Origin of the sequence: Kitasatospora sp. GP82 (assembly GCF_029892105.1) — a bacterium.
Lineage (GTDB): Bacteria > Actinomycetota > Actinomycetes > Streptomycetales > Streptomycetaceae > Kitasatospora.
Genome location: NZ_JARZAJ010000001.1, coordinates 187,220 through 209,906, shown reverse-complemented (window position 1 = coordinate 209,906; position 22,687 = coordinate 187,220). Strand labels below are relative to the sequence as shown.

Below are 22,687 nucleotides of genomic sequence, written 5' to 3'. Positions count from 1 at the left end.
CCCCAGCAAGGCAGCTGGACCGGCCGCGGGCCCGGACTCACCCGGTGTTTCTTCCGCCGTCGTACCACGGCCCCGCCACCGCCCCGCCGTTCGACGGTTCCTGCCCGAGGAGCCTGCCATGTCGATGATCAACAGCCTGCGCGCAGCCGTCCGCCCGCACCGCCGCCGCGTCCAGGCGGACGGCTGCGACAGCCTGCACCCCGGGCACGTCACGTCGGCGGTGGTGGACTGCGCGGTCTACCGCAACGGGAAGCGCCACGGTGGCAGCTGCAGCCCGCGCGAGGCCGTCCAGCGGGTCCGGCAGGCCCGGGAGACAGACGCAGGATCGTTCAGCTGGATCGGGCTGCACGAGCCGACCGCGGCCGAGTTCGAGGGCATCGCGCAGCGCTTCGGCCTGCACCCGCTGGCCGTCGAGGACGCGGTCCACGCGCACCAGCGGCCCAAGGTCGAGCGCTACGACGACGTGCTCTTCGCGGTCTTCAAGACCATCCGCTACGTCGAGCACGACCAGCTGACCTCGACCAGCGAGGTGGTCGAGACCGGTGAACTGATGGTCTTCGCCGGTCCGGACTTCGTGATCACCGTCCGGCACGGCGGGCACAGCTCGCTGACGGAGCTGCGCCACCGCCTCGAGGCCGATCCGGACGGCGCCGGGCTGCTGGGCCGAGGGCCGTCCGCAGTGCTGCACGCGATCGCCGACCAGGTGGTGGACAACTACCTGCTGGTCGCCGACCGGCTGCAGAACGACGTGGACGAGATCGAGTACGAGGTCTTCTGCAACAACGGCGGCCGGGGTACCGATGTCGGCCGGGTGTACCAGCTAAAGCGCGAGGTGCTGGAGTTCAAGCGCGCGGTGGCACCGCTGCTGCGGCCGATGCAGCAGCTCTCCGAGCCGGTGCAGCGGCTGGTGGAGCCGAGCATCCAGAAGTACTTCCGGGACGTCGCCGACCACCTGGCCAGGGTCACCGAGCAGGTGCACGGTTTCGACGAACTGCTCAACTCGCTGCTCCAGGCGAACCTGGCCCAGGTCTCGGTGACGCAGAACGAGGACATGCGCAAGATCACCGCCTGGGCGGCCATCTTCGCCGTGCCCACCATGATCACCGGCGTCTACGGGATGAACTTCGAGTTCATGCCGGAGCTGAAGTACCGGTACAGCTACCCGATCGTCCTCGGCGGCATCGTGCTGATCTGCGTCGGCATGTACCGGGGCTTCCGCCGCAACGGCTGGCTGTAGCCCCCGAATTGCGCGACCGGCCGAACAGGGCCCGGGCAGGCGGTTCAGCGGCGTGCGGCGCCGGAGCAGCGCACCGCTACCTCGCGCGACCGCCCCTGGCGACCAGGACCAGGCCGAGCAGGATCAGCACGACCGCCGGGTACGCGGCCACCGGCGGCCACTGGCCCAGCCAGAGCGCCGCGATCAGGGCCGCACCGGGGGTCTCCAGCAGGATTGCCGTCGAGGTGATCGAGGGTCCCAGGGTGCGTACCACCCGGTTGCTCAACGAGTGCCCGAGCAGCTGCGCGGCCACCATCAGCAGCGCGATCTGCCACCAGACCCCGGCCGGCCAGCCCGACATCGGGGCGCCCGCCACCAGGCAGACCCCGAGCAGGACGACGGACGTGGTCGCATAGCAGACCAGGGTGTACGCGGTGGTGCTGACGGTACGTCGGACCTCGGCGCCCAGCAGCATGTATCCGGAGGCGGCCAGGCCCGCACCGAGCGCCAGCGCATCTCCGAGCAGGGCCCGCGACGACAGCGACAGGTCCACGCCGGTGAGCACCAGTACCCCGGCGAAGGCCACGCCCGTACCGAGCCAGACCAGCCTCGGCGCCCGCGTGCCGAACAGCCGCATCAGCAGGATCGTCCAGAGCGGGGTGGTGGTCACCAGCGCGGTCGCCGAGGCCACCGAGGTCATCCGCAGGCTGGGCATCCAGAGCGCGAAGTGCACCGCCAGCAGCGCGCCCGCCGCCATCGCCAGCAGCAGCGGCCGACGGCCGATCGCGCGCAGCTCGGCGCGGTGCCGCAGCAGCGCGTAGGGGCCCAGCACACCCACCGACATGACGTTGCGCCAGAAGGCGATCGCCAGCGCGGGCGCGGCGGTGGCGCTGATCAGCGGTGCGGAGAACGAGATACCGCCGATCGAGACCGCGAGCAGCGCCAGGTCCAGCTTGGGCGACGCGGGGCGGGCCTCCCCGGCGGGGCTTGGCGCGATGGTCGGCGCGGTGTCGGGCCGGGCGGCGGGCACAGCTCTCCTCGGGCGGGGCGGAGCGGACGGAGTGGCGAAGCGTTCCCACGGTAAGGCCTCTGCGCAGGTCACGGCGCTGTCATTCTGACCGGCGAGACACCCCATCGACACCCAGGCCGTACGCTGTGCGCCATGGAGCCTACGACCGCCGCCGACGCCTTCCTCGACCGTGCGCTGTTGGAGGAGGCCGCGAAGAAGTCCGGCCTCCTCTGGGTACGGGCCGAGGGGCAGCCGCACAGTCGGGCGCTCTGGCACGCGTGGCACGACGGCGCGGTGGTAGTGGTCGGCGACGGCGCCGAGCAGCCGCTGCACGGCCTCGTGGGAGGCTCCACCGCCGTGGTGACGGTCCGCAGCAAGGACAAGTGGGGGCGCCTGACCGGCTGGTCGGCCAGGGTCGTCGAGCTGGCCCCGCAGAGCGAGGGCTGGCTGGGCGCCGTCGAGGAGCTCAAGGGCAAGCGGCTGAACGCCCCGGACACCGACACCATCGGCGACCGCTGGGCCCGCGAGTGCCGGGTGCTGCGGCTGGAGCCCTCGGGCCCACTCACGGAGCAGCCGGGGTCGATGCCCGACTGCTCGCACGCCGAGGCCCCGATGCCCTCCCCCGTGACCACGCGGAAGCCGATCCCGGCCGGGCTGCCGAAGCTGCTGTTCAAGCGCCGCCGGGGCTGACCGGGACACCGGACGGGACGCTCGCCGGGGCCGGCCCCGCGTCCTGGACCCTGCGGGCCGTGCCGCACCCGCCCCGGTCGGCGGGCTCCCCGGTTGCGGCACCGGTAACCTAAGCGCGGAGCGGCCCCGCGGAGCAGCCCCAGAGCACATCACCGAGTGCAGCCCAGAGAGAGGGAGTCCATGGCAGGGCCAGGCAGCCGGGTCTTCATCTCGCACCTCTCCGGGATCGCCGTCTTCGACCCGAACGGCGACCAGGTCGGCCGGGTCCGCGATGTCGTGGTGTCGCTGCGGATCGGCGGTCGCCCGCCCCGGGTGCTCGGCCTGGTGGTCGAGGTGATCGGCCGCCGCCGGATCTTCCTGCCGATGACCAGGGTGACCAGCCTGGAGTCCGGTCAGGTGCTGACCACCGGCGTGATCAACATGCGGCGCTTCGAGCAGCGCCCCTCCGAGACCCTGGTCCTCGCCGAGCTGCTGGACCGCACGGTGACCCGGACCAAGACCGGCGAGCAGGTCACCGTGCTGGACGTCGCCATGGTGCAGACCCGGGTGCGCGAGTGGGAGATCAGCAAGGTCTTCGTACAGACCGGCAAGGTCAGCCGGCTGCGCAAGGCCAAGGGCGAGACGCTCACCCTGGACTGGTCGGCGGTGACCGGCTTCTCGCTGGCCGAGGAGGGTCAGGGCGCGGCCAACCTGCTGGCGACCTTCGAACAGCTGCGCCCGGCCGACCTGGCCAATGTGATGCACCACCTCTCCGCCAAGCGCCGCGCCGAGGTGGCCGCCGCGCTGGACGACGACCGGCTGGCCGACGTCCTGGAGGAGCTGCCCGAGGACGACCAGGTCGAGATCATCGGCAAGCTGCAGGAGGAACGCGCCGCCGACGTCCTGGAGGCGATGGACCCGGACGACGCCGCCGACCTGCTCTCCGACCTCCCCGAGGAGGACGCCGAGCGGCTGCTGCGCCTGATGGAGCCCGAGGACGCCGCCTCGGTGCGCCGCCTGCTCTCCTACGAGGAGGACACCGCCGGCGGTCTGATGACCACCGAGCCGATCGTCCTGGAACCGGACGCCACCGTGGCCGAGGCGCTGGCCAGGGTCCGGATCTCGGACAACAAGCCCGCGCTGGCCGCCCAGGTGTACGTCTGCCGCCCGCCGAACGAGACGCCGACCGGCAAGTACCTTGGGACGGTGCACTTCCAGCGGCTGCTGCGCGAGCCCCCGTACGTCCTGGTCGGCTCGATCGTGGACGACGACCTCGACCCGCTGCCGCCGAACACCCCACTGCCCCTGATCACCAGTTACCTCGCCGCGTACAACCTGGTCGCCGCGCCCGTGGTCGACGAGGGCGACCACCTGCTGGGCGCGGTCACCGTCGACGACGTGCTCGACCACCTGCTGCCGGACGACTGGCGCGAGGCGGCCCTGCACAGCGGCGAGACCGGCCTGGACCACGAACACGAGAGGGAGGCTGCCGGTGGACACTGACCGCAAGGGAAGACGGGACGAAGGTCCCGGCCACCGCCTCCAGGGCGAGCTGCGCCAACTGCGCCAGCTGCGGGAACTGCGGGCCAGGGAGGGCAGCCAGCGCGCGTCCAGGGCCGAGGGCAGCGGCAGCTCCAGCGCCCGCAGCCGGCTCGACCAGCCGCGCACCGGACGCCCCGGCCTGATCACCCTGCCCAGTTACGACCCCGAGGCCTTCGGCAAGCTCTCCGAGCGGATCGCGCGGTTCCTGGGCACCGGACGGTTCATCGTCTGGATGACGGTGGTGATCATCGCCTGGGTCGTCTGGAACACCATGCTGCCGCCCCAGACGCGGTTCGACGAGTACCCGTTCATCTTCCTGACCCTGGTGCTCTCGCTCCAGGCCTCGTACGCGGCGCCGCTGATCCTGCTGGCACAGAACCGCCAGGACGACCGCGACCGGGTCAACATGGAGCAGGACCGGGCCCGCAGCGACCGCAACATCGCCGACACCGAGTATCTGACCCGCGAGGTCGCCGCACTCCGTCAGGGCCTGGGCGAGGTCGCCACCAGGGACTTCATAAGGTCGGAACTCCAGGCGCTGCTCAAGGAACTGGACGGGCAGCGGGAGTCCTCCGAGGCGCTGTGATCGGCAGCACGCTACTGGGGCGTTAACCACTTCGATGTTCGCCGTACCATCAAGGCATGGCCAACGAGACAGAGGTTGCCCCCGGCGTGACGGAGGAGTCCGTACGCAAGGCCCTGGCGACCGTCCACGACCCGGAGATCAACCGCCCGATCACCGAGATCGGCATGGTGAAATCGGTCGAGATCGCCGAGGGCGGCGCGGTGCGCGTCGCGGTCTATCTGACCGTCTCCGGCTGTCCGATGCGCGAGACCATCACCAACCGGGTCACCGAGGCGGTCGCCAAGGTGCCCGGCGTCAGCGGCGTCGAGGTCGAACTCGACGTGATGAGCGAGGAACAGCGCAAGGAGCTCTCCCAGCTGCTGCGCGGCGGTGCGCCGGAGCGGGAGATCCCGTTCGCCAAGCCCGGCACGCTGACCCGGGTGTACGCGGTCGCCTCCGGCAAGGGCGGCGTCGGCAAGTCCTCGGTCACCGTCAACCTGGCCGCGGCGATGGCCGCCGACGGTCTGAAGGTCGCCGTGGTGGACGCCGACATCTACGGCCACAGCGTGCCGCGGATGCTGGGTGTCGAGGGCCGCCCGACCCAGGTGCAGGACATGATCATGCCGCCGTCGGCGAACGGCGTGAAGGTCATCTCGATCGGTATGTTCACCCCGGGCAACGCACCGGTGGTCTGGCGCGGACCGATGCTGCACCGCGCGCTCCAGCAGTTCCTCGCCGATGTGTACTGGGGCGATCTGGACGTCCTGCTGCTCGACCTGCCGCCCGGCACCGGCGACATCGCCATCTCGGTCGCCCAGCTGGTGCCGAACGCCGAGATCCTGATCGTCACCACCCCGCAGATGGCCGCCGCCGAGGTGGCCGAGCGGGCCGGGACGATCGCGCTCCAGACCCACCAGAAGATCGTCGGCGTGATCGAGAACATGTCGGGCATGCCCTGCCCGCACTGCGACGAGATGATCGACGTCTTCGGCACCGGCGGCGGCCAGACCGTGGCCGACGCGCTCACCCGCTCGGTCGGCGCCACCGTCCCGGTGCTCGGCTCGATCCCGATCGACGTCCGCCTGCGCGAGGGCGGCGACGACGGCCGCCCGGTCGTCCTCGCCGCGCCCGACTCCCCGGCCGGCGCCGCCCTGCGTGCCGTCGCGGGCAAGCTGGGCGGCCGCCAGCGCGGCCTCTCGGGCCTCTCGCTGGGACTCACGCCCAAGAACAAGTTCTAAGGGCAATCGGGTAGGCGAGACAGGGGCCCCGCGCCCCTGATGGCTAACCCGTCAGCCCCCTGAAGTCCGGGTCAGCCCCGGGTGTACGTCGTCAGGTCGGGGACGGTGGAGAAGCCCACGCCGTAGGCGCTCACACCGCGCCCGTAGGCGCCCAGCAGAACGCCCGGTGCCTCGCCGGCGAGTACCCAGCCGTACTCGGACTCGCGGTAGCGGAAGGGCTGGGGCAGACCGTTCACCGGCAGGGTCAGCGAGGACCAGTCCGAGCCGTCCAGGTCGTCGGCCAGGTCCCAGGCCAGCGCGGTCTGCTGGTCCAGCCACTTCTGGCGCAGGGAGCGGTCCAGCTGGCCGGGCCAGGTGTTGGCGAGCAGTCCCGAGCCGGCCAGCCACGCGGCGGAGGAGGCCGAGGTGGCCTCCAGCGTCCCGGTGTTGTCGGAACTGCGGCGTACGTCCCGACGGGCCACCGTGACCACCACGGCGAAGCGCCGGACGTCTCTGGGCTCGTACGCCCTGGCCGGTTCCTCGCCGTGGCCGAGGGTGCCGTAGTCGATGGCACCGCGCTGGCCCGCCCGGCCAGCGCCGCTGCCCGCCCGCATCAGCCAGCGGCGGCCGGTCCAGCCGTCGTCCAGGCCGTACCAGGGGAAGTCCGCCGCCAGGTACGACGCCAGTTGATCGGCCGGGACCGCTCGGCCGGCCTGCGCACCGACCACGGCCTCGGCCGTTCCCACCGCACTACTCGTAGTCGCGTCCATCCCTGGGCCTCCTCAGTGCACCGTTCCGTGCCGTAGCGCGCTCCATGGTGGCCTACGGCGGCGCCTCCGTCCGGCAACTCGGCACCACAGGGTCCGTGAGCTGCGGCACAACGGAGGCAATCAGAACGATAACCGGGGACATGCCGACGCCCCGTCCAGCCGAGCGCGGCCGGGCGGGGCGTCCTGGCGATCCGTCAGGTCGCGTCGATGTCGTAGGGGGGACGCTCGCCCTCCGCCAGCGGGGCTCCGGTGGCGGCCGCCGGGACGCTGCTCTTGGTCAGGTCGGCCTTGACCGCGGTCATGGCCGGGGCCGGCTCGTCGTTCAGCACGGACTTGATGTCGAGGCCGTCCCGGATCCCCTTGAGGCCCAGCGGGTCCTCGTTCCCGCCCAGCAGCTGCTTGCGGACGAAGGTCTTCGGGTGCAGGTCCTCGAACTCGAAGTCCTTGAACTCCGGGCCCAGCTCGTTGCGGATGTCCTCCTTGGCGCCGTCCGCGAAGGACCGCACCTTGCGGATGAAACCGGTGACATCCTGGATCAGCTTCGGAAGCTTGTCCGGCCCGAAGATCACGATGGCCATGACGACCAGCGTCAGGACCTCAAGCGGGCTTATGTCTGTAAACACGTAAGCTCCCAGCTCCTGGTGGTCGAATCCCGACAGGCTTTGCGGGCAACGGTCTCTACAGCGTAATGGCCACCGGCCGGTCCGTGGCCCACGGCAGGATGAAGCCGCGGCGAAGACCGGCCGGTGGCCGAAGCACTCGGACCCGCTACTGGCGGAGCCTCTTGGACCGACTGGCAACAGGGCCCGCGGGCCAAGGAGCGGCGCTCCCTATTGCCGGTCGGTCTTAACGGGGATAGTTCTGCCGGAACGACGAGGTCAGTTGCGACTGACCGCCGTACGGGGCCTGCGGGACCGTACCTGCGCCGTGCGCCGCCCGTACCGGGTAGACCGAGAAGTCCACCGGCTGCTGCGCCGTCATCGGGAGCACCTGGTCGCCCGTACCCCGGGCCGGGGTGACGGCACTGCCGTGCTGCTGGCCGCCGTCGCCGCCGGGGACGACACTCACGCTGCCGAGGGTGACGGCCGCGACCGAGAACGCCCCGGCGGCCGCGGCGAAGACGAACCTGCGCCCTCGGACCGGACGGACCACCACCGGCTCCACCATGGCCGCCAGCGGAGCGGGCACCGGCAGCTGCGGCAGCCCGGAAGCGGCCGGGGAGCGCCGCAGGAAGCCCGAGCGGCCAGCCCGCGGGTCCACCCCTGGCAGCGGTGTGCCGGCGCCGAGCGCCCCACCGCCGAACGAGGAACCGGCACCACGCCCGAACGAGCCGCCCGTCAGCCGGCTGCCGCCTATCGTCCCGGACGCAGCCACCTCGCCGGAGGCCGAGCCGGTACCCGATCCCGCACCGGGCCCCGCGCCCGGCTCGTCGTCCGGCAGTGCGGCGACCGCCAGCAGACGGGACATCAGCATCGAAGAGGGTGCGGGGGTGACCGTCCTGGTCAGCAGCTGCTTGACCGCGCGGCCCTCGTCCGCCTCGGCCAGGCAGTCGGCACAGGTCGCCAGATGGGCCTGGACGCGCTCACGGGCGTCATGGCCGAGCTCGCCGTCCAGGAAGGCCGAGAGGCGGTCGCCCAGGTGGTGCTCCTCGGCCGGCGGCTCGGCCGCCTTGACCGCGACAGCCCGCAGCTCGGCGCCCTCCGGCGCACGGCGCTCCTGCTCGCCCCGACGGCCGAGCTGGGCCCAGCCGGTACCGCGCCTGAGCCTGCCCGCCGGGTCAGGACCCGGGACCGGGGAACGGCCGGCCCCCGAAGGGTTGGCGCCACTCACAAGCGCCCCCGTTCACTCCCACCGGAGGGGCCCGACTCGACACCGACCGCCACCGGCTCCGCCGTACCGCCGCGACGGGCCCGCCCGGGGGCGGAGCCGGGGGCGCGGTGCTTCAGCGCGGCCCGCAGGTGCGAGCGGCCGCGGTGGATCCGGCTGCGCACGGTGCCCAGCTTGACCCCGAGGGTGGCCGCGATCTCCTCGTACGAGAGGCCCTCGATGTCGCAGAGGACCACGGCGGCACGGAACTCGGGAGCCAGGGTGTCCAGCGCGTGCTGGACGTCGGCGTCGAAGTGGGTGTCGCTGAAGTGCTGGGCCGGGCTCGGCTCACGGCTGGCCAGGCGCTCGGCGGCGTCCTCGCCGAGTGCGTCGAAGCGGATCCGCTGACGGCGGCGCACCGTGTCCAGGAACAGGTTGGTGGTGATCCGGTGCAGCCAGCCCTCGAAGGTGCCGGGGCTGTAGGTGGAGAGCGAGCGGAAGACCCGGACGAAGACCTCCTGGGTCAAGTCCTCGGCGTCGTGCTGATTGCCCGTCAGGCGGTAGGCCAACCGGTAGACCCTGGCGCTGTGCGCCTCGACGATCTCCTCCCAGGTGGGCGGAGTCCAGGTCTGCGCGTCCGGGCCCTCGGCGAAGGTCGCGAGCTTGGCGGGGGCCTCGGCCATCGCGGTGTCGGCTGCGGTCGACTTGTCCAGGGGAGAGTGCGCAGGCTGGTTCATCACGGGCTTCGGCGTACGGGCCGACGCGGTGCCGCGGGGATGCCGCTGCACAGGGACGTCGCCCTCGGCCACACCTCCTCGGTCGGCTCTTCTGCCCAGCAGGGCCACCACCATATCCACCTCACCCGTCAGATCTGGATAAAAGTGCTCGACCGGGTCGGTACCCGGGCCGACCGCCCGTTCCTCAGGGATCAACGGCCGGTCATCGAACGCGGTTCCCGGTCGGCCAGTAATCTGTGGCAGGAAATATCGACATCCGGCCGCCACCAGGCCGACAGCCGGCGCTCCGAAAGAGGCAGCCATCACCGAGTTCGGGCCCGCTCATGCGGCTCTCGCCGACACCTACATCGGCGAGGACGCGGTGCTGACCTACGCGCGAGCGCAGTCCGCCAGGACCGGAATCCGCGCGATCGGACCGAGCGGCGGCGCCTGTCTGCGGCTGCTCGCGGCCGCGCTGGACGCCAAGGCGGTGGCCGAGATCGGCACCGGAACCGGCGTCTCCGGCCTCTACCTGCTGCGCGGCATGCGCGCCGACGGCGTACTCACCACGGTGGACGCCGAGCCCGTCCGCCAGCAGCTCGCCCGTGAGGCGTACCACGCGGCGGGCTTCGCCTCCAACCGCTCGCGCTTCATACCCGGACGGGCGCTGGAGGTGCTGCCCCGGCTCGCCGACGGCCAGTACGACCTGGTGTTCTGCGACGGCGACCCGGCCGAGTCGCAGGAGTACCTGGCAGAGTCCCTACGACTGCTCAGACCCGGCGGGATGGTCTGCTTCGAGGGCGTGTTCCAGGAGGGCCGGCTGGCCGAGCCCGACCACGGCGACCCGCAGACCGACGCGGTCCGCGAGCTGGTCCGCGACATCCGTGAGAGCGACCTGTTGCTGCCCGCGCTGCTGCCGGTGAGCGACGGCCTGCTGTGCGCCGTCAAACGCTGAGCACCCTCAGCGGCCGGGTCAACTCCCTTGCGCAGCGCAGAACCCGGGTCCGACGATCCGGACCCGGGCTCTGTGCGCATCATCTCCGGGAGATGAGGGGAGCACCCGCTGCGTCAGCCGCAGGCCTTCTTCAGGGCCTCGCCCAGGGCATCGGCCTCATCGGGCGTGAGCTCCACCACGAGGCGTCCGCCGCCTTCGAGCGGAACTCGCATGATGATGCCCCGCCCCTCTTTGGTGACCTCGAGCGGGCCGTCACCCGTCCGCGGCTTCATGGCCGCCATGCTCGTTCCCCTTCCTGCAACCGCTCAGCTACGCACCGGCAGTCCGTCCACCGCCGGTATCGAACGCATTGATCGGAAGCCATTATCCCGCATGCGACGGCCCGATGACCAACATCACTCTCTCCGCAAGCCCGACCACACCCGTCTGAACCGTGCATTAGCTGCCAGAAGCCTCATCAGGGAGGTACTTCACCCGCCCCGAAAAGGTGCCGCACCTCACACTCCCCGGCGGGCCGTCGCCTCGGGCATGCTGACACCGTCCCACCCACTGAGATCCGGGGAGCCCCGCCCATGTCCGACTCCGTGCTGTACGAGCTCGACGGCGGCCTCGCCGTCATCACCATCAACCGCCCGGACGCGATGAACGCCCTGGACGTGACCACCAAGGTGGCGCTGCGCGACACCGTGACCGCCGCCGCCGAGGACAGCGCGGTCCGGGCGGTGCTGCTCACCGGCGCGGGCGGGAAGGCGTTCTGCGTCGGACAGGACCTCAAGGAGCACCTGGGACTGCTCAAGCGGCAGGAGGAGACCGGCGAGGGTGCCCTGCGGACCGTCACCGAGCACTACAACCCGCTGGTCCGGGCGCTGGCCGGGATGCACAAGCCGACCGTGGCCGCGGTCGGCGGGGTGGCGGCGGGCGCGGGCGCCTCGCTGGCCTTCGCCTGCGACTTCCGGATCGTCGCCGACACCGCCGGGTTCAACACCTCCTTCGCCGGAGTCGCGCTGACCGCCGACTCGGGCGCTTCCTGGACCCTGCCCCGGCTGGTCGGACACGCCAGGGCCACCGAGCTCCTGATGCTGCCCAGGACGGTCAAGGCCGAGGAGGCACTGCGCCTCGGCCTGGCCACCCAGGTCGTCCCCGCCGCCGAACTCGCCGAGACCGCACGGGAGTTCGCCAAGCGGCTGGCCGAGGGCCCGACCGTCGCCTACGGAGCGATCAAGGAGTCGCTGGCGTACGGCGCCTCGCACTCGCTCAGCGAACTGCTCGACAAGGAGGACGAGCTCCAGACCCTGGCCGGCGCCAGCGAGGACCACCGCATCGCCGTCCGCGCCTTCCTCGCCAAGGAGCAGCCCGTCTACCTGGGCCGCTAGGCCCCCTCCGGGGCGCCAGCTCTGCGCCGGCATTTCCGAGGCGCGGGCCCAGCGCTGGTTTTCAGGGGCGCGAGGGTCTGCTTGATCAACTGCGTGCGCGAACAACCGTGCACCTCCGTAGCGGGCTGGTCGCGCACGCAGTTGATCAAGCAGACCCCCCGCGCCCCTGAAAAACCATCAGCTCACGCCGGCGGAGAAGGCCGCAGTTGAAGGGCCACCGCGAGCGTGGTCAGTCGGCCCGGTGGGCTCGGGCGTGGCAGTCCGCCAGGTGGTCGTTCACCAGGCCGCAGGCCTGCATCAGCGCGTATGCCGTGGTGGGGCCGACGAAGCGGAAGCCGTTCTTCTTGAGTTCCTTGGCCAGCGCCGTGGACTCGGGCGTGACGGCCGGGACTTCCTCCATCGAGCGAGGGGCCGGCCGGTCCGGGTCACCGGTGTGGCGCCAGATCAGCTCGTCCAGGCCGCCCGCGCCGAGCGCCAGCGCCGCACGGGCGTTGGCGATGGTCGCCTCGATCTTGGCCCGGTTGCGGATGATGCCCGGGTCCTGGAGCAGCCGCTCGACGTCGGAGGGGCCGAACTCGGCCACCGCGGCGGCCCGGAAGCCCGCGAAGGCCGCCCGGAAGCCCTCCCGACGGCGCAGGATGGTGATCCAGGAGAGCCCGGACTGGAAGGCCTCCAGCGAGATCCGCTCGAACAGGGCGTCGTCACCGTGCACCGGGCGGCCCCACTCGGTGTCGTGGTAGTCCCGGTAGTCCTCGGACGACAGGCCCCAGCCGCAGCGGAGCAGCCCGTCGGGTCCGAGGACGGCGCCGCTCACTTCTCGCTCTTCTCGGCGGCGTCCTGCTCGGCGGCGCTCGCCTCACCGGCAGCGGCCGGCTTCCCGACCACCTTGGCGAAGTCCTCCAGGCCCGGCAGCGGCTCCTCGCCCTTCGGCCCCGCCGCCTCCACCGAACCCGCCACCGCTGCGGCCGCCTCCAGCTCGGCGATCCGCGAGTCCCGGTAGGCCAGTTCGGCACCGAGGCGGTCCAGGACGTCGTCCACCTCGTCCATCCGGTAGCCGCGCAGGGCCATCGGCAGCCGGATCTCGTCCACGTCGTGGCGGCTGAGCGGACGGTCCTGCGGCAGCCGGGCGGCGATCCGGTCGTGCACCGCCTCCGGCAGACTGCCACCGCCGCCGAGCGCCACCAGGGCAGCGCCGCCGACCACTACGGCCATCGCCGCCACGATCACCCAGAACACGAGCTGTCCTCCAGACTCCCGGCCTGCCTTGGAAACAGGTGGGATCATGGTCCCTGAGTAGGCCGGGGCCCATCATCGCACCCGGGTGAGCTGTGGAGGAGATACCGGTGTCACTGCGCCTTGGCCCGCGTGAGTTCGGCGAGGACGAGCTGGTGATCATGGCCATCGTCAACCGCACCCCGGACTCCTTCTTCGACCGCGGCGCGACCTTCGCCGACGAGGCCGCCTTCGCCGCCGCCGACAGGGCGATGGCGGACGGCGCGGCGATCCTGGACATCGGCGGGGTGAAGGCCGGCCCCGGCGAGGAGGTCACGGTCGAGGAGGAGCTGCGCCGCACCGTCCCGTTCGTGGCCGAGCTGCGCAGGCGCCACCCGCAGGCCGTGATCAGCGTGGACACCTGGCGGCACGAGGTCGGCGAGGCGGTCTGCGAGGTCGGGGCAGACCTGCTCAACGACGCCTGGGGCGGGGCGGATCCGAAGCTGGCCGAGGTCGCCGCCCGGTACGACGTCGGTCTTGTCTGCACCCATGCGGGCGGCGCCGAGCCGCGTACCCGGCCGCACCGGATCGGGTACGAGGACGTGATGGCGGACATCCTGCGGGTCACCGTCGGACTGGCCGAGCGGGCCCTGGAGCTCGGCGTGCGCCGGGACGGGCTGATCATCGACCCGGGCCACGACTTCGGCAAGAACACCCGGCACTCGCTGGAGGCCACCCGCCGCCTCCCCGAGATGACCGCGACCGGCTTCCCGGTACTGGTCTCGCTCTCCAACAAGGACTTCGTCGGCGAGACGCTCGACATGCCGGTCAACGAGCGGCTGTTGGGCACCCTGGCGACCACCGCCGTCTCGGCCTGGCTGGGCGCCCAGGTCTACCGGGTGCACCAGGTGGCGGAGACCCGGCAGGTGCTGGACATGGTCGCCTCGATCCGGGGCACCAGGCCCCCGGCGGTGGCCCGCCGAGGACTGGCGTAGGCCCCGGGAGCGAGGGAGAGCCTCCAGGGGTGCGGGGCTCAGATGTCCCCGTTGGGACGGCGGCTGTCCGCGAGGATCTCCAGCACCTCGTCCACGTCGTCGGTGACGTGGAACAGCTCCAGGTCCTGCGGGGACGCCTTCTTCTCCGCGACCAGGGTGTTCTTCAGCCAGTCGACCAGGCCGCCCCAGTAGGCGCTGCCGAAGAGGATCACCGGGAAGCGGGTCACCTTCTTGGTCTGGACGAGCGTCAGGGCCTCGAACAGCTCGTCCAGGGTGCCGAGTCCGCCGGGCAGCACCACGAACCCCTGGGCGTACTTGACGAACATCGTCTTGCGGACGAAGAAGTAGCGGAAGTTCAGGCCGAGATCGACGAACTCGTTGAGCCCCTGCTCGAAAGGCAGCTCGATGCCGAGGCCGACGCTCAGTCCGCCCGCGTCCGAGGCACCCCGGTTGGCGGCCTCCATCGCGCCCGGCCCGCCGCCGGTGATCACCGCGTAGCCGGCCTGGGCGAGCGCCCGGCCGATCGTCACTCCCGCCGCGTACTCGGGCGAGTCGACGGCTGTCCGGGCCGAGCCGAACACGCTGATAGCGGCCGGGAGTTCGGCCAGCGCACCGAAGCCCTCGACGAACTCGGAGGTGATCCGCCAGACCCGCCACGGGTCGGTGTGCAGCCAGTCGGTCGGGCCGGTGGTGTCCAGCAGCCGCTGGTCCGTCGTCCCCGTACCGACCTGGTCGCGGCGCAGCAGCACCGGGCCCTTCTGCTTCTCCGGCCAGGACTTCTTCCGCTCGGGCGCGTCGGCCCGCTCGGGACCGTGCCCGTAGTGCTTTTCCTCTCCAGTGCCTGTCATGTCGAAACCCTACGCCCGCCGCTCCGGCTTTTCCGGGAACGGCGGGCGAACGCAAGGTGCCTTCGAGGCTGCGGGAAAAGGGGCGTCGGACTCAGCCGAGCCAGGCCCTCAGGCGTTCCTCGCACTCGGCGATCGCGCTGAGCGAGCAGTGCTCCTCGCGCTTGTGGGCGAGGTTGGGGTCGCCGGGGCCGTAGTTGACCGCGGGTACGCCGAGCCCGCTGAACCGGGCCACGTCCGTCCAGCCGAACTTGGCGCGTGCCTGGCCGCCGGTCGCCGCCAGGAATGCCTGCGCGGCGGGCTGGGCGAGGCCGGGAAGCGCGCCCGGGGCGTGGTCGGTGACGGTGACCTCGTACCCGGCGAAGACCTCGCGGACGTGTGCCTCCGCGTTCTGAAGGCTACGGTTCGGCGCATAGCGGAAGTTGACGGTCACCACGCACTCGTCGGGGATGACGTTGCCGGCCACCCCGCCGTCGATCCGTACCGCGTTGAGGCCCTCGCGGTACTCCAGACCGTCGATCTCCACCCGCTGCGGCTGGTAGGCGGCGAGCCGGCCGAGCACCTCGGCGGCGTGGTGGATGGCGTTGTCGCCGAGCCAGCTGCGGGCGGAGTGGGCGCGGGTGCCGGTGAGCCTGATCTGGGCCCGCAGGGTGCCCTGGCAGCCGCCCTCGACCACGGCGTCGCTGGGCTCCATCAGGACCGCGAAGTCGCCGGCCAGCCAGTCGGGGTGCTCCTTGGCCAGGTGGCCGAGGCCGTTGCGGGAGGCCTCGATCTCCTCGCAGTCGTAGAAGACGTAGGTGAGGTCGCGGTTCGGCTCGGTGAGCGAGGCCGCCAGGCGCAGCTGCACGGCGACACCCGACTTCATGTCCGAGGTGCCGCATCCGTAGAGCAGGTCGCCCTCGACCCGGGAGGGGAGGTTGTCGGCGATCGGCACGGTGTCCAAGTGGCCTGCCAGCAGCACCCGTTCGGCACGACCGAGGTTGGTACGGGCAACGATGTTGTTGCCGTGGCGGTCGACCGCGAGGTGGGGGTAGGCCCGCAGTGCGCTCTCGACCGCGTCGGCGAGCGCCTGCTCGTCGCCGCTGACGGAGGGGAAGTCGACGAGCCTGGCGGTCAGTGCGCCGCCGTCGAGGGTCAGATCCAGAGACGGGTGAGGGCTGCTCATGGTCGCCTAGCGTAGCCGGGCCCGGGCCCGGCATCTCCGCTGGCAGCGGCCTGGTGCACCCGTGCCGAGGTTTCCGCGGCGGGCTCCGCAACCGTCCTTCCCCGTACAGCCGTCCGAGTGGGTACGGTGTGCGAGCGCAGTGACCACTGCGCGGATGCGAGGCGAGAGGGGAAGCCGTGGCCGAGATGGCAGCGGGCGGGCAGGACGGTGCCGAGGCGGGCGGCCGCCGGCGGCGGCCGGTGCGCCGGGTGCTGATCGGCCTGTTGGTACTCGCCGTGATCGCGGGTGTGGTGGTGTACCTCAACCGGGACCGGCTGATCTCACCGGCGGAGGGCTGCACGATAAAGACCCAGGCGGGCACCGGCACCCTCGACCTCTCGCAGGCCGCCAACGCCGCGACCATCGCCTCGGTGGCGATCTCCCGCGGGCTGCCCGAGCGGGCGGTCACCATCGCTCTGGCGACGGCGATGCAGGAGTCCAAGCTGCACAACATCCCGGGCGGCGACCGGGATTCGGTCGGCCTGTTCCAGCAGCGCCCCTCCCAGGGCTGGGGCACGGTGGACCAGATCATGGACCCGGTGTACGCCACCAACAAGTTCCTCGACAGCCTGGTGAAGGTGCCCGGCTACGCCCGGATGCCGCTCACCGACGCGGCTCAGCAGGTGCAGCGCAGCGGCTACCCGCAGGCGTACGCCAAGCACGAGGGCAACGCGACACTGGTCTCCTCGGTGCTCACCGGCCGCGAACCGGCCGCGCTCAACTGCGTGGTGGACGATCTGACCGTTCCCTCGCCCTCCCCCTCGGCCACCGGCACCGGACAGCAGCCGCTGGACGTCGGCGACCGGGTCCGCCGCGAGTTCGGCAAGACCGTCACCGCCGCGCCGGCCGCCAAGGCCGAGAAGGACCCGCGCACGGTACTGGCGCTCGCCCCGCAGCCGTCCACGAGCACCGACTCCGGTCCGGACGCACTGCGGCAGAGCGGCTGGGCGGTCGCACAGTGGTCGGTGGCCCACGCGCAGCAGCTGGGCATCGGTGCGGTGGCGTACGACGGCAAGGTCTGGCGGGTGGAGCGGCCCTCGGACGGCTGGAAGGCGAGCGCCACCGCACCTTCGACGGACCGGGTACTGGTCACCCTGGGCGCCCCGGCCAAGAGCTGACGCCCGGATTGACGCACAGGTGTCCGGGTTACCGCCCAACGGGTGATTCCGGTCAATCTGGGTGGACGGTCCTGGTCCGTTTCGTCCGATTCGGGGAATCACCGCACCTGCGCCGACACCCCCTTGCCGCCCAAGGGATGTGACGTTTCATCACGGGTCCGCCGGATGGCCGGTCCGCCCGGATTGCCCGAAAAAGGATCGTCCGATCTTTGGAAACGCTTGACCCTCGCAGGCCGAAACCTTCTCGCTCCTCCAGCGGTATTCACGTCGTCCGTTCGCCGGACGGTACGAACTCACCTTCTTTAGGAGCACCATGTCTCTCCCCCTCACACGCCGGATCGCCCAGGCCGCGCTGCTCGTTGCGGCCGGCGCGGCACCTCTGATCGGGGCCGGGTCCGCCTCCGCCGCCGACCTGGTGCCCTCGACGACCGACCTGGGGTCCACGCTGACCCAGCCGGACGTCCCGAACTCGGCCTCCACGGTGCAGGGAGCGACCCACGAGCTCGGCCAGGCCGCCGGCACGACCGGCGCCGCCACCGTCGCGGCCGGCGTTCCGGCCACCGCCGACGCCGCCGGCAGGACGGTGACCACCGCCCTGCCGAACACCGACCACTCCCTCGGCAAGGTGACCACCGCCCTGCCGAACACCGACCACTCCCTCGGCAAGCTGACCGGTCCGGCCGAGAAGACCGCTGCCGTCACCGGCGCGCTCTCCACCGTCGCCGCCAAGGCCACCCCGGCCCTGGCCGACCGGCTCGCCCCTGAGCTCGCCGGCAAACTGCCCTCCGTGCCCGGCACCCGCAGCACCTCCGCCACCGGCGGCCTGGACAGCCTCTCCCACGCCCTGCCCGGCGGCAGCACGGTCACCAGCGCCCTGCCCACCGGCGGCGTGCCCGACACCGGCGCCGTGACCAACGCCCTCCCGGGCGGTCTCGGCAAGGCTCTGCCCGCCGCCGACGCCCTCGGCTCGCTGACCGGCCACGGCGGCGAGGGCCACCGCCTCGGCGGCGGCGTCCCCGGCCTGGGCAACAGCCCGCTCGACTCCCTCGGCCTGCCGGCCAACCAGCTCACCGGCCTGATCGGCCACCTCGGCGGCTGATCAACCGTCACCCGGGGGCGGCACCCGCCTGCCACAGAACCGGCGAAGGGGCCGGGGAGCTCGCACATCTCCCCGGCCCCTTCGCCGTCCCATTCACAGCCCCGCGCCCCTGAAGAGCTACCTGGGGCTGAGCCGCTCCACCGCGGCCTGCACCCGCTCGTCGGTCGCCGTGAACGCCACCCGGACGAACCGGCCGCCGGAAGGCCCGTAGAAGTCGCCGGGCGCCACCAGGATGCCCAGCTCGGCCAGTTCCGCCACCGTCTCCCAGCAGGGCCGGTCCTGCGTCGCCCACAGGTACAGGCTCGCCTCGGAGTGCTCGATCCGGAAGCCGTACGCCTCCAGGGCCGCCCGCAGCGCGCTGCGGCGCGCCGCGTAGCGAGCCCGCTGCTCGGCCACGTGCGCGTCGTCCGCGAGGGCCGCGATGGTGGCCGCCTGCACGGGAGCGGGCACTATCATGCCGCCGTGCTTGCGGATCTCCAGCAGCTCCCGGATCACCACCGGGTCGCCGGCGACGAACGACGCCCGGTAGCCCGCCAGGTTGGAGCGCTTGGAGAGCGAGTGCACCACCAGCAGACCCTCATGGTCGCCGTTGCACACCTCCTGGCCGAGCACCGAGGCCGGGGCGGCCTCCCAGCCGAGCTCCAGGTAGCACTCGTCGCTGACCAGCAGCACCCGGTGCTCGCGTGCCCACTCCACCGCCCGGCGGAGTTCGGCGACCGAGAGCACCCGACCGGTCGGGTTGGAGGGCGAGTTCAGCCAGAGCAGCCGCACCCTGGCCGGGTCGAGATCGGCCACGTCGTCGTACTCGACCGGTTCGGCGCCGCACAGCCTGGCACCGACCTCGTACGTCGGATAGGCGAGGCGCGGATATGCCACCTGGTCGCCGGGGCCGAGGCCGAGCTGGGTCGGCAGCCAGGCCACCAGCTCCTTGGAGCCGACGGTCGGCAGGATCGCCTCGGGGCCGATCTCGGCGCCGAGCCGGCGGCGCAGCCAGCCGGCGATCGCCTCGCGCAGCTCCGGCGGACCCCAGACGGTCGGGTAGCCGGGGGTGTCGGTGTTGGCGGCCAGCGCCTTCTGGATCACCTCGGGGACCGGGTCCACGGGGGTGCCGACCGAGAAGTCGCAGAGCCCGCCCGGGTGGGCGAGCGCCGTGCGCTTGTACGGCTCCAGCTTGTCCCAGGGGAAGACCGGCAAGAGGTCGGAGACGCGGCGCGCCGCCCCCGGGTGACCCGGGAGCGGCGCGTGCGGAGAATCAGTGCTCACAGCTCAGCTGCCACCGATCAGTGTTCGGCGTTCTGCGGCGGAAGGGCCGCGATGAACGGGTGGTCCTTCTCGATCAGGCCCAGCTTCGAGGCGCCACCGGGCGAACCGAGGTCGTCGAAGAACTCGACGTTCGCCTTGTAGTAGTCCTTCCACTCCTCCGGGGTGTCGTCCTCGTAGAAGATCGCCTCGACCGGGCAGACCGGCTCACACGCACCACAGTCGACGCACTCATCCGGGTGGATGTACAGAGAGCGCTCGCCCTCGTAAATGCAGTCGACCGGGCACTCCTCGATGCACGCCTTGTCCTTGACGTCGACACAAGGCTGCGCGATGACGTAGGTCACGCTTTCGTTCCTCCTCGGAAGGGCTGGCGCCCCAAACTGTTTGCTCTTGCTCGCGTGCGCGGGTGAGCGCGGCGTCGTCGATGCCCGCCCCTAGTATCGCGGGTCAGAGACTGCAAATGCACAGGAGGTGCCCCAGATGACGGCTCAAGATCCGGTCGACCCTCGTCCCGAGGTCCGGATGGACCGCTCTGACGTGGGACGACGGGTCTCTGTGCGGCGCCTTTCGGAGTTCGTGGACGGCCGTCCGGTGTTCCGCGATGTGATCGGAGTGCTCGTATCCTGGGACGATCACGGCCTGACGGTCGTCCCACGGGATGGCCAAGCCGTCTCGTTCCCTGAGAAGCTGCTGGTCGCGGGCAAGACCGTACCGCCCTTCCCGGCCCGGCAGGCGGCCCGTGTGCCCGAGGCGGGCCCGGTCGAACTGCAACGGATCGCCGCCCGCGGCTGGCCGGCCGTGGAGCAGGAACCGCTCGGCGAGTGGATCCTGCGCGCTTCGGCCGGATTCACCCGCCGGGCCAACTCGGTCCAGGCGCTCGGAGACCCGGGCCGTCCGCTGCCCGAGGCGCTGGCCGCCGTCCAGGACTGGTACCGGGAGCGCGGCCTGCCCGCCTACGTCGAGGTGGTCACCCCCGGCTCGCCCGAGAACCTCACCGCCGAGCTGGACCGGCTCGGCGCCGGGTACGCGCCGACCCTGGTGCGCACCGCGCCGCTCGCCCCGCTCACCAGGCTGGGCACCGGTCATGAGCGGGTACGGCTGTCCCGTACCGCCGGGCCCGAGTGGCTCTCCCAGTACCGCAGGGCCGGCGGCGACGCCGAACTGGACCGGGCCGCAGCCCTGGTGCTGCACGGCGGGCCCTCGGTCTGGTTCGCGACCGTGCCGGGGCCCGAGGCCCCGCTGGCGATCGGCCGGTGCGTGATCGACGGGCCGTGGGCCTGCTTCGCGGCGATCGAGGTCTCCCCGTACGCGCGGCGCACCGGGCTGGCCACCACCGTGATGGCCGTTCTCGCGGCGCGCGCCGCCGAGGAGGGCGCGAGCGGCGCATACCTTCAGGTGGAGGTGGAGAACTCCGGCGCGATCGCCCTCTACGACCGGCTCGGCTTCCGGACGAGTCACACTTACCACTACGCCCAGCTACCCCAGCGGTAGGACCGACCCCTGCGGCAGTACCGACCCCGGACCGACGAAGGCTTCTGTTGACCGAGCAGAGCAGATCACGCTTCCGCGCCGAGGCCAGGGCAGAGCACCCAGATCCGGTGCTGCTCTGCCTGCTGGCCGCTGCCGAGCACACCCTGGCCGACCCGGACGAACCGGCCACCCTGGAGGAGCTGCTGACGGCCTGCCGGGCCGCACTCGACCGGTACGCGGCGGCCGTCCGGCTGGCGGTGGCCGAACGGGCCCCGGCCACCCCTGAGGAGACCGCCGCCCTGCTCGCCGCCGTGCTCGGCGGCCGGGAGCGCTTCCACGGCCGCCCCGCCGACTACCGGCGGCTGGAGTCCTCGCTGCTGCCCGATGTACTGCGGCGGCGGCGCGGGCTGCCGATCATGCTCTCGCTGGTCTGGTGCGCGGTCGCGGCCCGCGCCGGGCTGACCGTCCACGGGGTGGCCCTGCCGGGGCACTTCATCGTCGCGGTGGGCGGCCCCACCGGCGGCAACGAGTACGTGCTGGCGGATCCGTTCCACGGCGGACGGCTGCTCGACCTGGACGACACCGAGCAGCTGGTGAGCGCCACCGGCCACCGGTTCACACCGGAACTCCTCACTCCCGCACAGCCGCTGGACATCGTGCTGAGGGTGCTCGGCAACGTCCGAAGCTGGGCCTCCGACCGCCCCGAGCACGCCCGCACCCAGCTCTGGGCGACCGAGCTCGCCCTGCTGCTGCCCCGACACCCGGCCAGCCTGCGGCTGGAACGGGCCGAACTACTGGTCCGCACCGGGCACTTCCTGGCCGGCGCGGCCGAGATGGAGTCCTACGCGGAGATCCTGGACGCCTTCGACCCGGAGGCCGCCGGCCGGGTCCGCCATGAGGCCCGCGCCGCCCGCCACCGCCTCAACTGAGCCCACCCACAAGGCCGGCGGGCCTTCCAGGAGCCGGGAAGCCCCTTCCGGGGCAAGGGGTCAGAGCCAGCCCTTCTCCTTGGCGACCCGTACCGCCTCGGCCCGGTTGCGCGCCGAGGTCTTCTGGATGGCCATCGACAGGTAGTTGCGTACGGTGCCCTCGGAGAGGTGCAGCCGCTTGGCGATGTCCGCGTTGACCGCACCGTCGGCCGCCGCCGCCAGGACGTCCCGCTCGCGGGCCGTCAGGGGGTTGGCGCCCTCGGCCAGCGCGGCCGCGGCCAGCGCCGGGTCGATCACCCGCTCGCCGCGCAGCACCCTCCGGATCGCCTCGGCGAGTTCGGAGGCGGGAGCGTCCTTCACCAGGAAGGCGTCCGCCCCGGCCTCCATGGCCCGGCGCAGATAGCCGGGGCGTCCGAAGGTGGTGGCGATCACGATCTTCGTCCCGGGCCTGCGGCGCCGCAGCTCGGCCGCCGCGTCGATCCCGGTCATCCCGGGCATCTCGATGTCCAGTACGGCCACTTCGACGTCATGCGCCTCGACCGCGTCGGCGACCTCGTCCCCGCGCGCGACCTGCGCGACGACGTGGATGTCCCCCTCGAGTCCGAGCAGTGCGGCCAGCGCCTCCCGTACCATCCCCTGGTCCTCGGCGAGGAGGACTCTCACACCGCGTACGGTCGCTTCTGGCGTCTCGTCAGTCATACGGCCAGCCTAGGC

At 72.0% G+C, this 22,687-nt stretch carries 24 protein-coding genes and 1 pseudogene; 12 read left to right on the top strand and 13 right to left on the bottom strand.

Going from position 1 to position 22,687, the window contains the following annotated elements; all coding sequences use genetic code 11:
* The first annotated feature begins 118 nt into the window (after positions 1-118).
* The gene (locus tag P3T39_RS00915; protein ID WP_280695265.1) at positions 119-1,237 is read left to right on the top strand and encodes a magnesium and cobalt transport protein CorA; all 1,119 of its coding nucleotides are present in this window, start codon (positions 119-121) and stop codon (positions 1,235-1,237) included.
* 76 nt (positions 1,238-1,313) lie between these two features.
* On the opposite strand, the gene P3T39_RS00910 is transcribed toward P3T39_RS00915, so the two are convergent.
* On the bottom strand, positions 1,314-2,213 hold the full coding sequence (locus tag P3T39_RS00910) for a DMT family transporter (protein WP_280695406.1): 900 nt from the start codon (positions 2,211-2,213) through the stop codon (positions 1,314-1,316).
* A gap of 165 nt (positions 2,214-2,378) precedes the next feature.
* Between P3T39_RS00910 and P3T39_RS00905 the strand changes: the two genes are divergently transcribed.
* The 4 genes from P3T39_RS00905 (at position 2,379) to P3T39_RS00890 (ending at position 6,239) form a co-directional block, all read left to right on the top strand.
* Positions 2,379-2,915 (top strand): hypothetical protein, encoded by a 537-nt coding sequence (locus P3T39_RS00905; RefSeq protein WP_280695264.1) that lies wholly within the window; start codon positions 2,379-2,381, stop codon positions 2,913-2,915.
* A gap of 180 nt (positions 2,916-3,095) precedes the next feature.
* Positions 3,096-4,397: a CBS domain-containing protein gene (locus P3T39_RS00900; RefSeq protein WP_280695263.1), complete on the top strand. Its 1,302-nt coding sequence runs from the start codon at positions 3,096-3,098 to the stop codon at positions 4,395-4,397.
* 76 nt (positions 4,398-4,473) lie between these two features.
* Positions 4,474-5,022 carry a DUF1003 domain-containing protein gene (locus P3T39_RS00895; RefSeq protein ID WP_280695405.1) on the top strand — a complete coding sequence of 183 codons (549 nt, stop codon included), beginning with the start codon at positions 4,474-4,476 and terminating at the stop codon, positions 5,020-5,022.
* 56 nt (positions 5,023-5,078) lie between these two features.
* Entirely contained in the window at positions 5,079-6,239 is a 1,161-nt protein-coding gene (locus P3T39_RS00890) for an Mrp/NBP35 family ATP-binding protein (RefSeq protein WP_280695262.1), read from the top strand.
* Positions 6,240-6,310: 71 nt separating this feature from the next.
* Here P3T39_RS00890 and P3T39_RS00885 read toward each other — a convergent pair whose 3' ends face one another.
* The 4 genes from P3T39_RS00885 to sigE all read right to left on the bottom strand — a co-directional run bounded on the left by P3T39_RS00885 (position 6,311) and on the right by sigE (position 9,645).
* Positions 6,311-6,988 carry a hypothetical protein gene (locus P3T39_RS00885; RefSeq protein WP_280695261.1) on the bottom strand — a complete coding sequence of 226 codons (678 nt, stop codon included), beginning with the start codon at positions 6,986-6,988 and terminating at the stop codon, positions 6,311-6,313.
* 194 nt (positions 6,989-7,182) lie between these two features.
* Complete coding sequence (locus P3T39_RS00880; RefSeq protein ID WP_280695260.1) at positions 7,183-7,611, bottom strand: sec-independent translocase; 429 nt, start codon at positions 7,609-7,611, stop codon at positions 7,183-7,185.
* 223 nt (positions 7,612-7,834) lie between these two features.
* Complete coding sequence (locus P3T39_RS00875) at positions 7,835-8,818, bottom strand: zf-HC2 domain-containing protein (RefSeq protein ID WP_280695259.1); 984 nt, start codon at positions 8,816-8,818, stop codon at positions 7,835-7,837.
* Positions 8,815-9,645, bottom strand: a complete 831-nt coding sequence (gene sigE / locus P3T39_RS00870) for an RNA polymerase sigma factor SigE (RefSeq protein WP_280695404.1) — start codon at positions 9,643-9,645, stop codon at positions 8,815-8,817. Before sigE ends, P3T39_RS00875 begins: the two co-directional genes overlap by 4 nt.
* A gap of 187 nt (positions 9,646-9,832) precedes the next feature.
* Between sigE and P3T39_RS00865 the strand changes: the two genes are divergently transcribed.
* Positions 9,833-10,465 carry an O-methyltransferase gene (locus P3T39_RS00865; RefSeq protein ID WP_280695403.1) on the top strand — a complete coding sequence of 211 codons (633 nt, stop codon included), beginning with the start codon at positions 9,833-9,835 and terminating at the stop codon, positions 10,463-10,465.
* A gap of 113 nt (positions 10,466-10,578) precedes the next feature.
* On the opposite strand, the gene P3T39_RS00860 is transcribed toward P3T39_RS00865, so the two are convergent.
* Positions 10,579-10,746 (bottom strand): DUF3117 domain-containing protein, encoded by a 168-nt coding sequence (locus P3T39_RS00860; RefSeq protein ID WP_014137929.1) that lies wholly within the window; start codon positions 10,744-10,746, stop codon positions 10,579-10,581.
* A 291-nt stretch (positions 10,747-11,037) separates the two neighbouring features.
* Here P3T39_RS00860 and P3T39_RS00855 point away from each other — a divergent pair, with 291 nt between their 5' ends.
* Positions 11,038-11,838, top strand: a complete 801-nt coding sequence (locus tag P3T39_RS00855; protein ID WP_280695258.1) for an enoyl-CoA hydratase-related protein — start codon at positions 11,038-11,040, stop codon at positions 11,836-11,838.
* 229 nt (positions 11,839-12,067) lie between these two features.
* Here P3T39_RS00855 and P3T39_RS00850 read toward each other — a convergent pair whose 3' ends face one another.
* Positions 12,068-12,652, bottom strand: a complete 585-nt coding sequence (locus tag P3T39_RS00850) for a DNA-3-methyladenine glycosylase I (RefSeq protein ID WP_280695256.1) — start codon at positions 12,650-12,652, stop codon at positions 12,068-12,070.
* The gene (locus P3T39_RS00845) at positions 12,649-13,074 is read right to left on the bottom strand and encodes a DivIVA domain-containing protein (protein WP_280695255.1); all 426 of its coding nucleotides are present in this window, start codon (positions 13,072-13,074) and stop codon (positions 12,649-12,651) included. The genes P3T39_RS00850 and P3T39_RS00845 overlap by 4 nt, the downstream gene beginning before the upstream one ends.
* A gap of 158 nt (positions 13,075-13,232) precedes the next feature.
* Between P3T39_RS00845 and folP the strand changes: the two genes are divergently transcribed.
* Positions 13,233-14,045 (top strand): dihydropteroate synthase, encoded by an 813-nt coding sequence (folP, locus tag P3T39_RS00840; protein WP_280695402.1) that lies wholly within the window; start codon positions 13,233-13,235, stop codon positions 14,043-14,045.
* 38 nt (positions 14,046-14,083) lie between these two features.
* Here folP and P3T39_RS00835 read toward each other — a convergent pair whose 3' ends face one another.
* Both P3T39_RS00835 and dapE read right to left on the bottom strand, forming a co-directional pair.
* A complete protein-coding gene (locus P3T39_RS00835; protein WP_280695254.1) occupies positions 14,084-14,893 on the bottom strand; it encodes a TIGR00730 family Rossman fold protein in 810 nt (269 codons plus the stop codon).
* Between the two features lie 91 nt (positions 14,894-14,984).
* On the bottom strand, positions 14,985-16,055 hold the full coding sequence (dapE, locus tag P3T39_RS00830) for a succinyl-diaminopimelate desuccinylase (protein WP_280695253.1): 1,071 nt from the start codon (positions 16,053-16,055) through the stop codon (positions 14,985-14,987).
* Positions 16,056-16,240: 185 nt separating this feature from the next.
* Here dapE and P3T39_RS00825 point away from each other — a divergent pair, with 185 nt between their 5' ends.
* Both P3T39_RS00825 and P3T39_RS00820 read left to right on the top strand, forming a co-directional pair.
* Positions 16,241-17,212 carry a hypothetical protein gene (locus tag P3T39_RS00825; RefSeq protein WP_280695401.1) on the top strand — a complete coding sequence of 324 codons (972 nt, stop codon included), beginning with the start codon at positions 16,241-16,243 and terminating at the stop codon, positions 17,210-17,212.
* A 313-nt stretch (positions 17,213-17,525) separates the two neighbouring features.
* Positions 17,526-17,651 (top strand): annotated as a pseudogene (locus P3T39_RS00820) (ATP-binding protein); the annotation flags it as partial.
* A 777-nt stretch (positions 17,652-18,428) separates the two neighbouring features.
* Here the strand turns inward: P3T39_RS00820 and dapC are convergent.
* Positions 18,429-19,574, bottom strand: a complete 1,146-nt coding sequence (gene dapC / locus P3T39_RS00815; RefSeq protein WP_280695252.1) for a succinyldiaminopimelate transaminase — start codon at positions 19,572-19,574, stop codon at positions 18,429-18,431.
* A 17-nt stretch (positions 19,575-19,591) separates the two neighbouring features.
* Positions 19,592-19,918, bottom strand: a complete 327-nt coding sequence (gene fdxA / locus P3T39_RS00810; protein WP_280695251.1) for a ferredoxin — start codon at positions 19,916-19,918, stop codon at positions 19,592-19,594.
* Positions 19,919-20,054: 136 nt separating this feature from the next.
* Between fdxA and P3T39_RS00805 the strand changes: the two genes are divergently transcribed.
* Both P3T39_RS00805 and P3T39_RS00800 read left to right on the top strand, forming a co-directional pair.
* Complete coding sequence (locus tag P3T39_RS00805) at positions 20,055-21,065, top strand: GNAT family N-acetyltransferase (RefSeq protein ID WP_280695250.1); 1,011 nt, start codon at positions 20,055-20,057, stop codon at positions 21,063-21,065.
* Between the two features lie 47 nt (positions 21,066-21,112).
* A complete protein-coding gene (locus P3T39_RS00800) occupies positions 21,113-21,973 on the top strand; it encodes a transglutaminase-like domain-containing protein (protein WP_280695249.1) in 861 nt (286 codons plus the stop codon).
* A 60-nt stretch (positions 21,974-22,033) separates the two neighbouring features.
* On the opposite strand, the gene P3T39_RS00795 is transcribed toward P3T39_RS00800, so the two are convergent.
* Positions 22,034-22,672 carry a response regulator transcription factor gene (locus P3T39_RS00795; RefSeq protein ID WP_280695248.1) on the bottom strand — a complete coding sequence of 213 codons (639 nt, stop codon included), beginning with the start codon at positions 22,670-22,672 and terminating at the stop codon, positions 22,034-22,036.
* Positions 22,673-22,687 lie beyond the last annotated feature (15 nt).

Excerpts from the sequence above, each read along its gene's own strand:
- dapE (WP_280695253.1), bottom strand. The coding sequence starts at position 16,055 with ATGAGCAGCCCTCACCCGTCTCTGGATCTGACCCTCGACGGCGGCGCA.
- P3T39_RS00805 (WP_280695250.1), top strand. The coding sequence starts at position 20,055 with ATGACGGCTCAAGATCCGGTCGACCCTCGTCCCGAGGTCCGGATGGAC.
- P3T39_RS00890 (WP_280695262.1), top strand. The coding sequence starts at position 5,079 with ATGGCCAACGAGACAGAGGTTGCCCCCGGCGTGACGGAGGAGTCCGTA.
- P3T39_RS00855 (WP_280695258.1), top strand. The coding sequence starts at position 11,038 with ATGTCCGACTCCGTGCTGTACGAGCTCGACGGCGGCCTCGCCGTCATC.
- P3T39_RS00885 (WP_280695261.1), bottom strand. The coding sequence starts at position 6,988 with ATGGACGCGACTACGAGTAGTGCGGTGGGAACGGCCGAGGCCGTGGTC.
- P3T39_RS00860 (WP_014137929.1), bottom strand. The coding sequence starts at position 10,746 with ATGGCGGCCATGAAGCCGCGGACGGGTGACGGCCCGCTCGAGGTCACC.
- sigE (WP_280695404.1), bottom strand. The coding sequence starts at position 9,645 with ATGGTGGTGGCCCTGCTGGGCAGAAGAGCCGACCGAGGAGGTGTGGCC.
- P3T39_RS00915 (WP_280695265.1), top strand. The coding sequence starts at position 119 with ATGTCGATGATCAACAGCCTGCGCGCAGCCGTCCGCCCGCACCGCCGC.
- P3T39_RS00825 (WP_280695401.1), top strand. The coding sequence starts at position 16,241 with ATGGCAGCGGGCGGGCAGGACGGTGCCGAGGCGGGCGGCCGCCGGCGG.
- folP (WP_280695402.1), top strand. The coding sequence starts at position 13,233 with ATGGCCATCGTCAACCGCACCCCGGACTCCTTCTTCGACCGCGGCGCG.
- P3T39_RS00900 (WP_280695263.1), top strand. The coding sequence starts at position 3,096 with ATGGCAGGGCCAGGCAGCCGGGTCTTCATCTCGCACCTCTCCGGGATC.
- P3T39_RS00905 (WP_280695264.1), top strand. The coding sequence starts at position 2,379 with ATGGAGCCTACGACCGCCGCCGACGCCTTCCTCGACCGTGCGCTGTTG.
- P3T39_RS00795 (WP_280695248.1), bottom strand. The coding sequence starts at position 22,672 with ATGACTGACGAGACGCCAGAAGCGACCGTACGCGGTGTGAGAGTCCTC.
- P3T39_RS00835 (WP_280695254.1), bottom strand. The coding sequence starts at position 14,893 with ATGACAGGCACTGGAGAGGAAAAGCACTACGGGCACGGTCCCGAGCGG.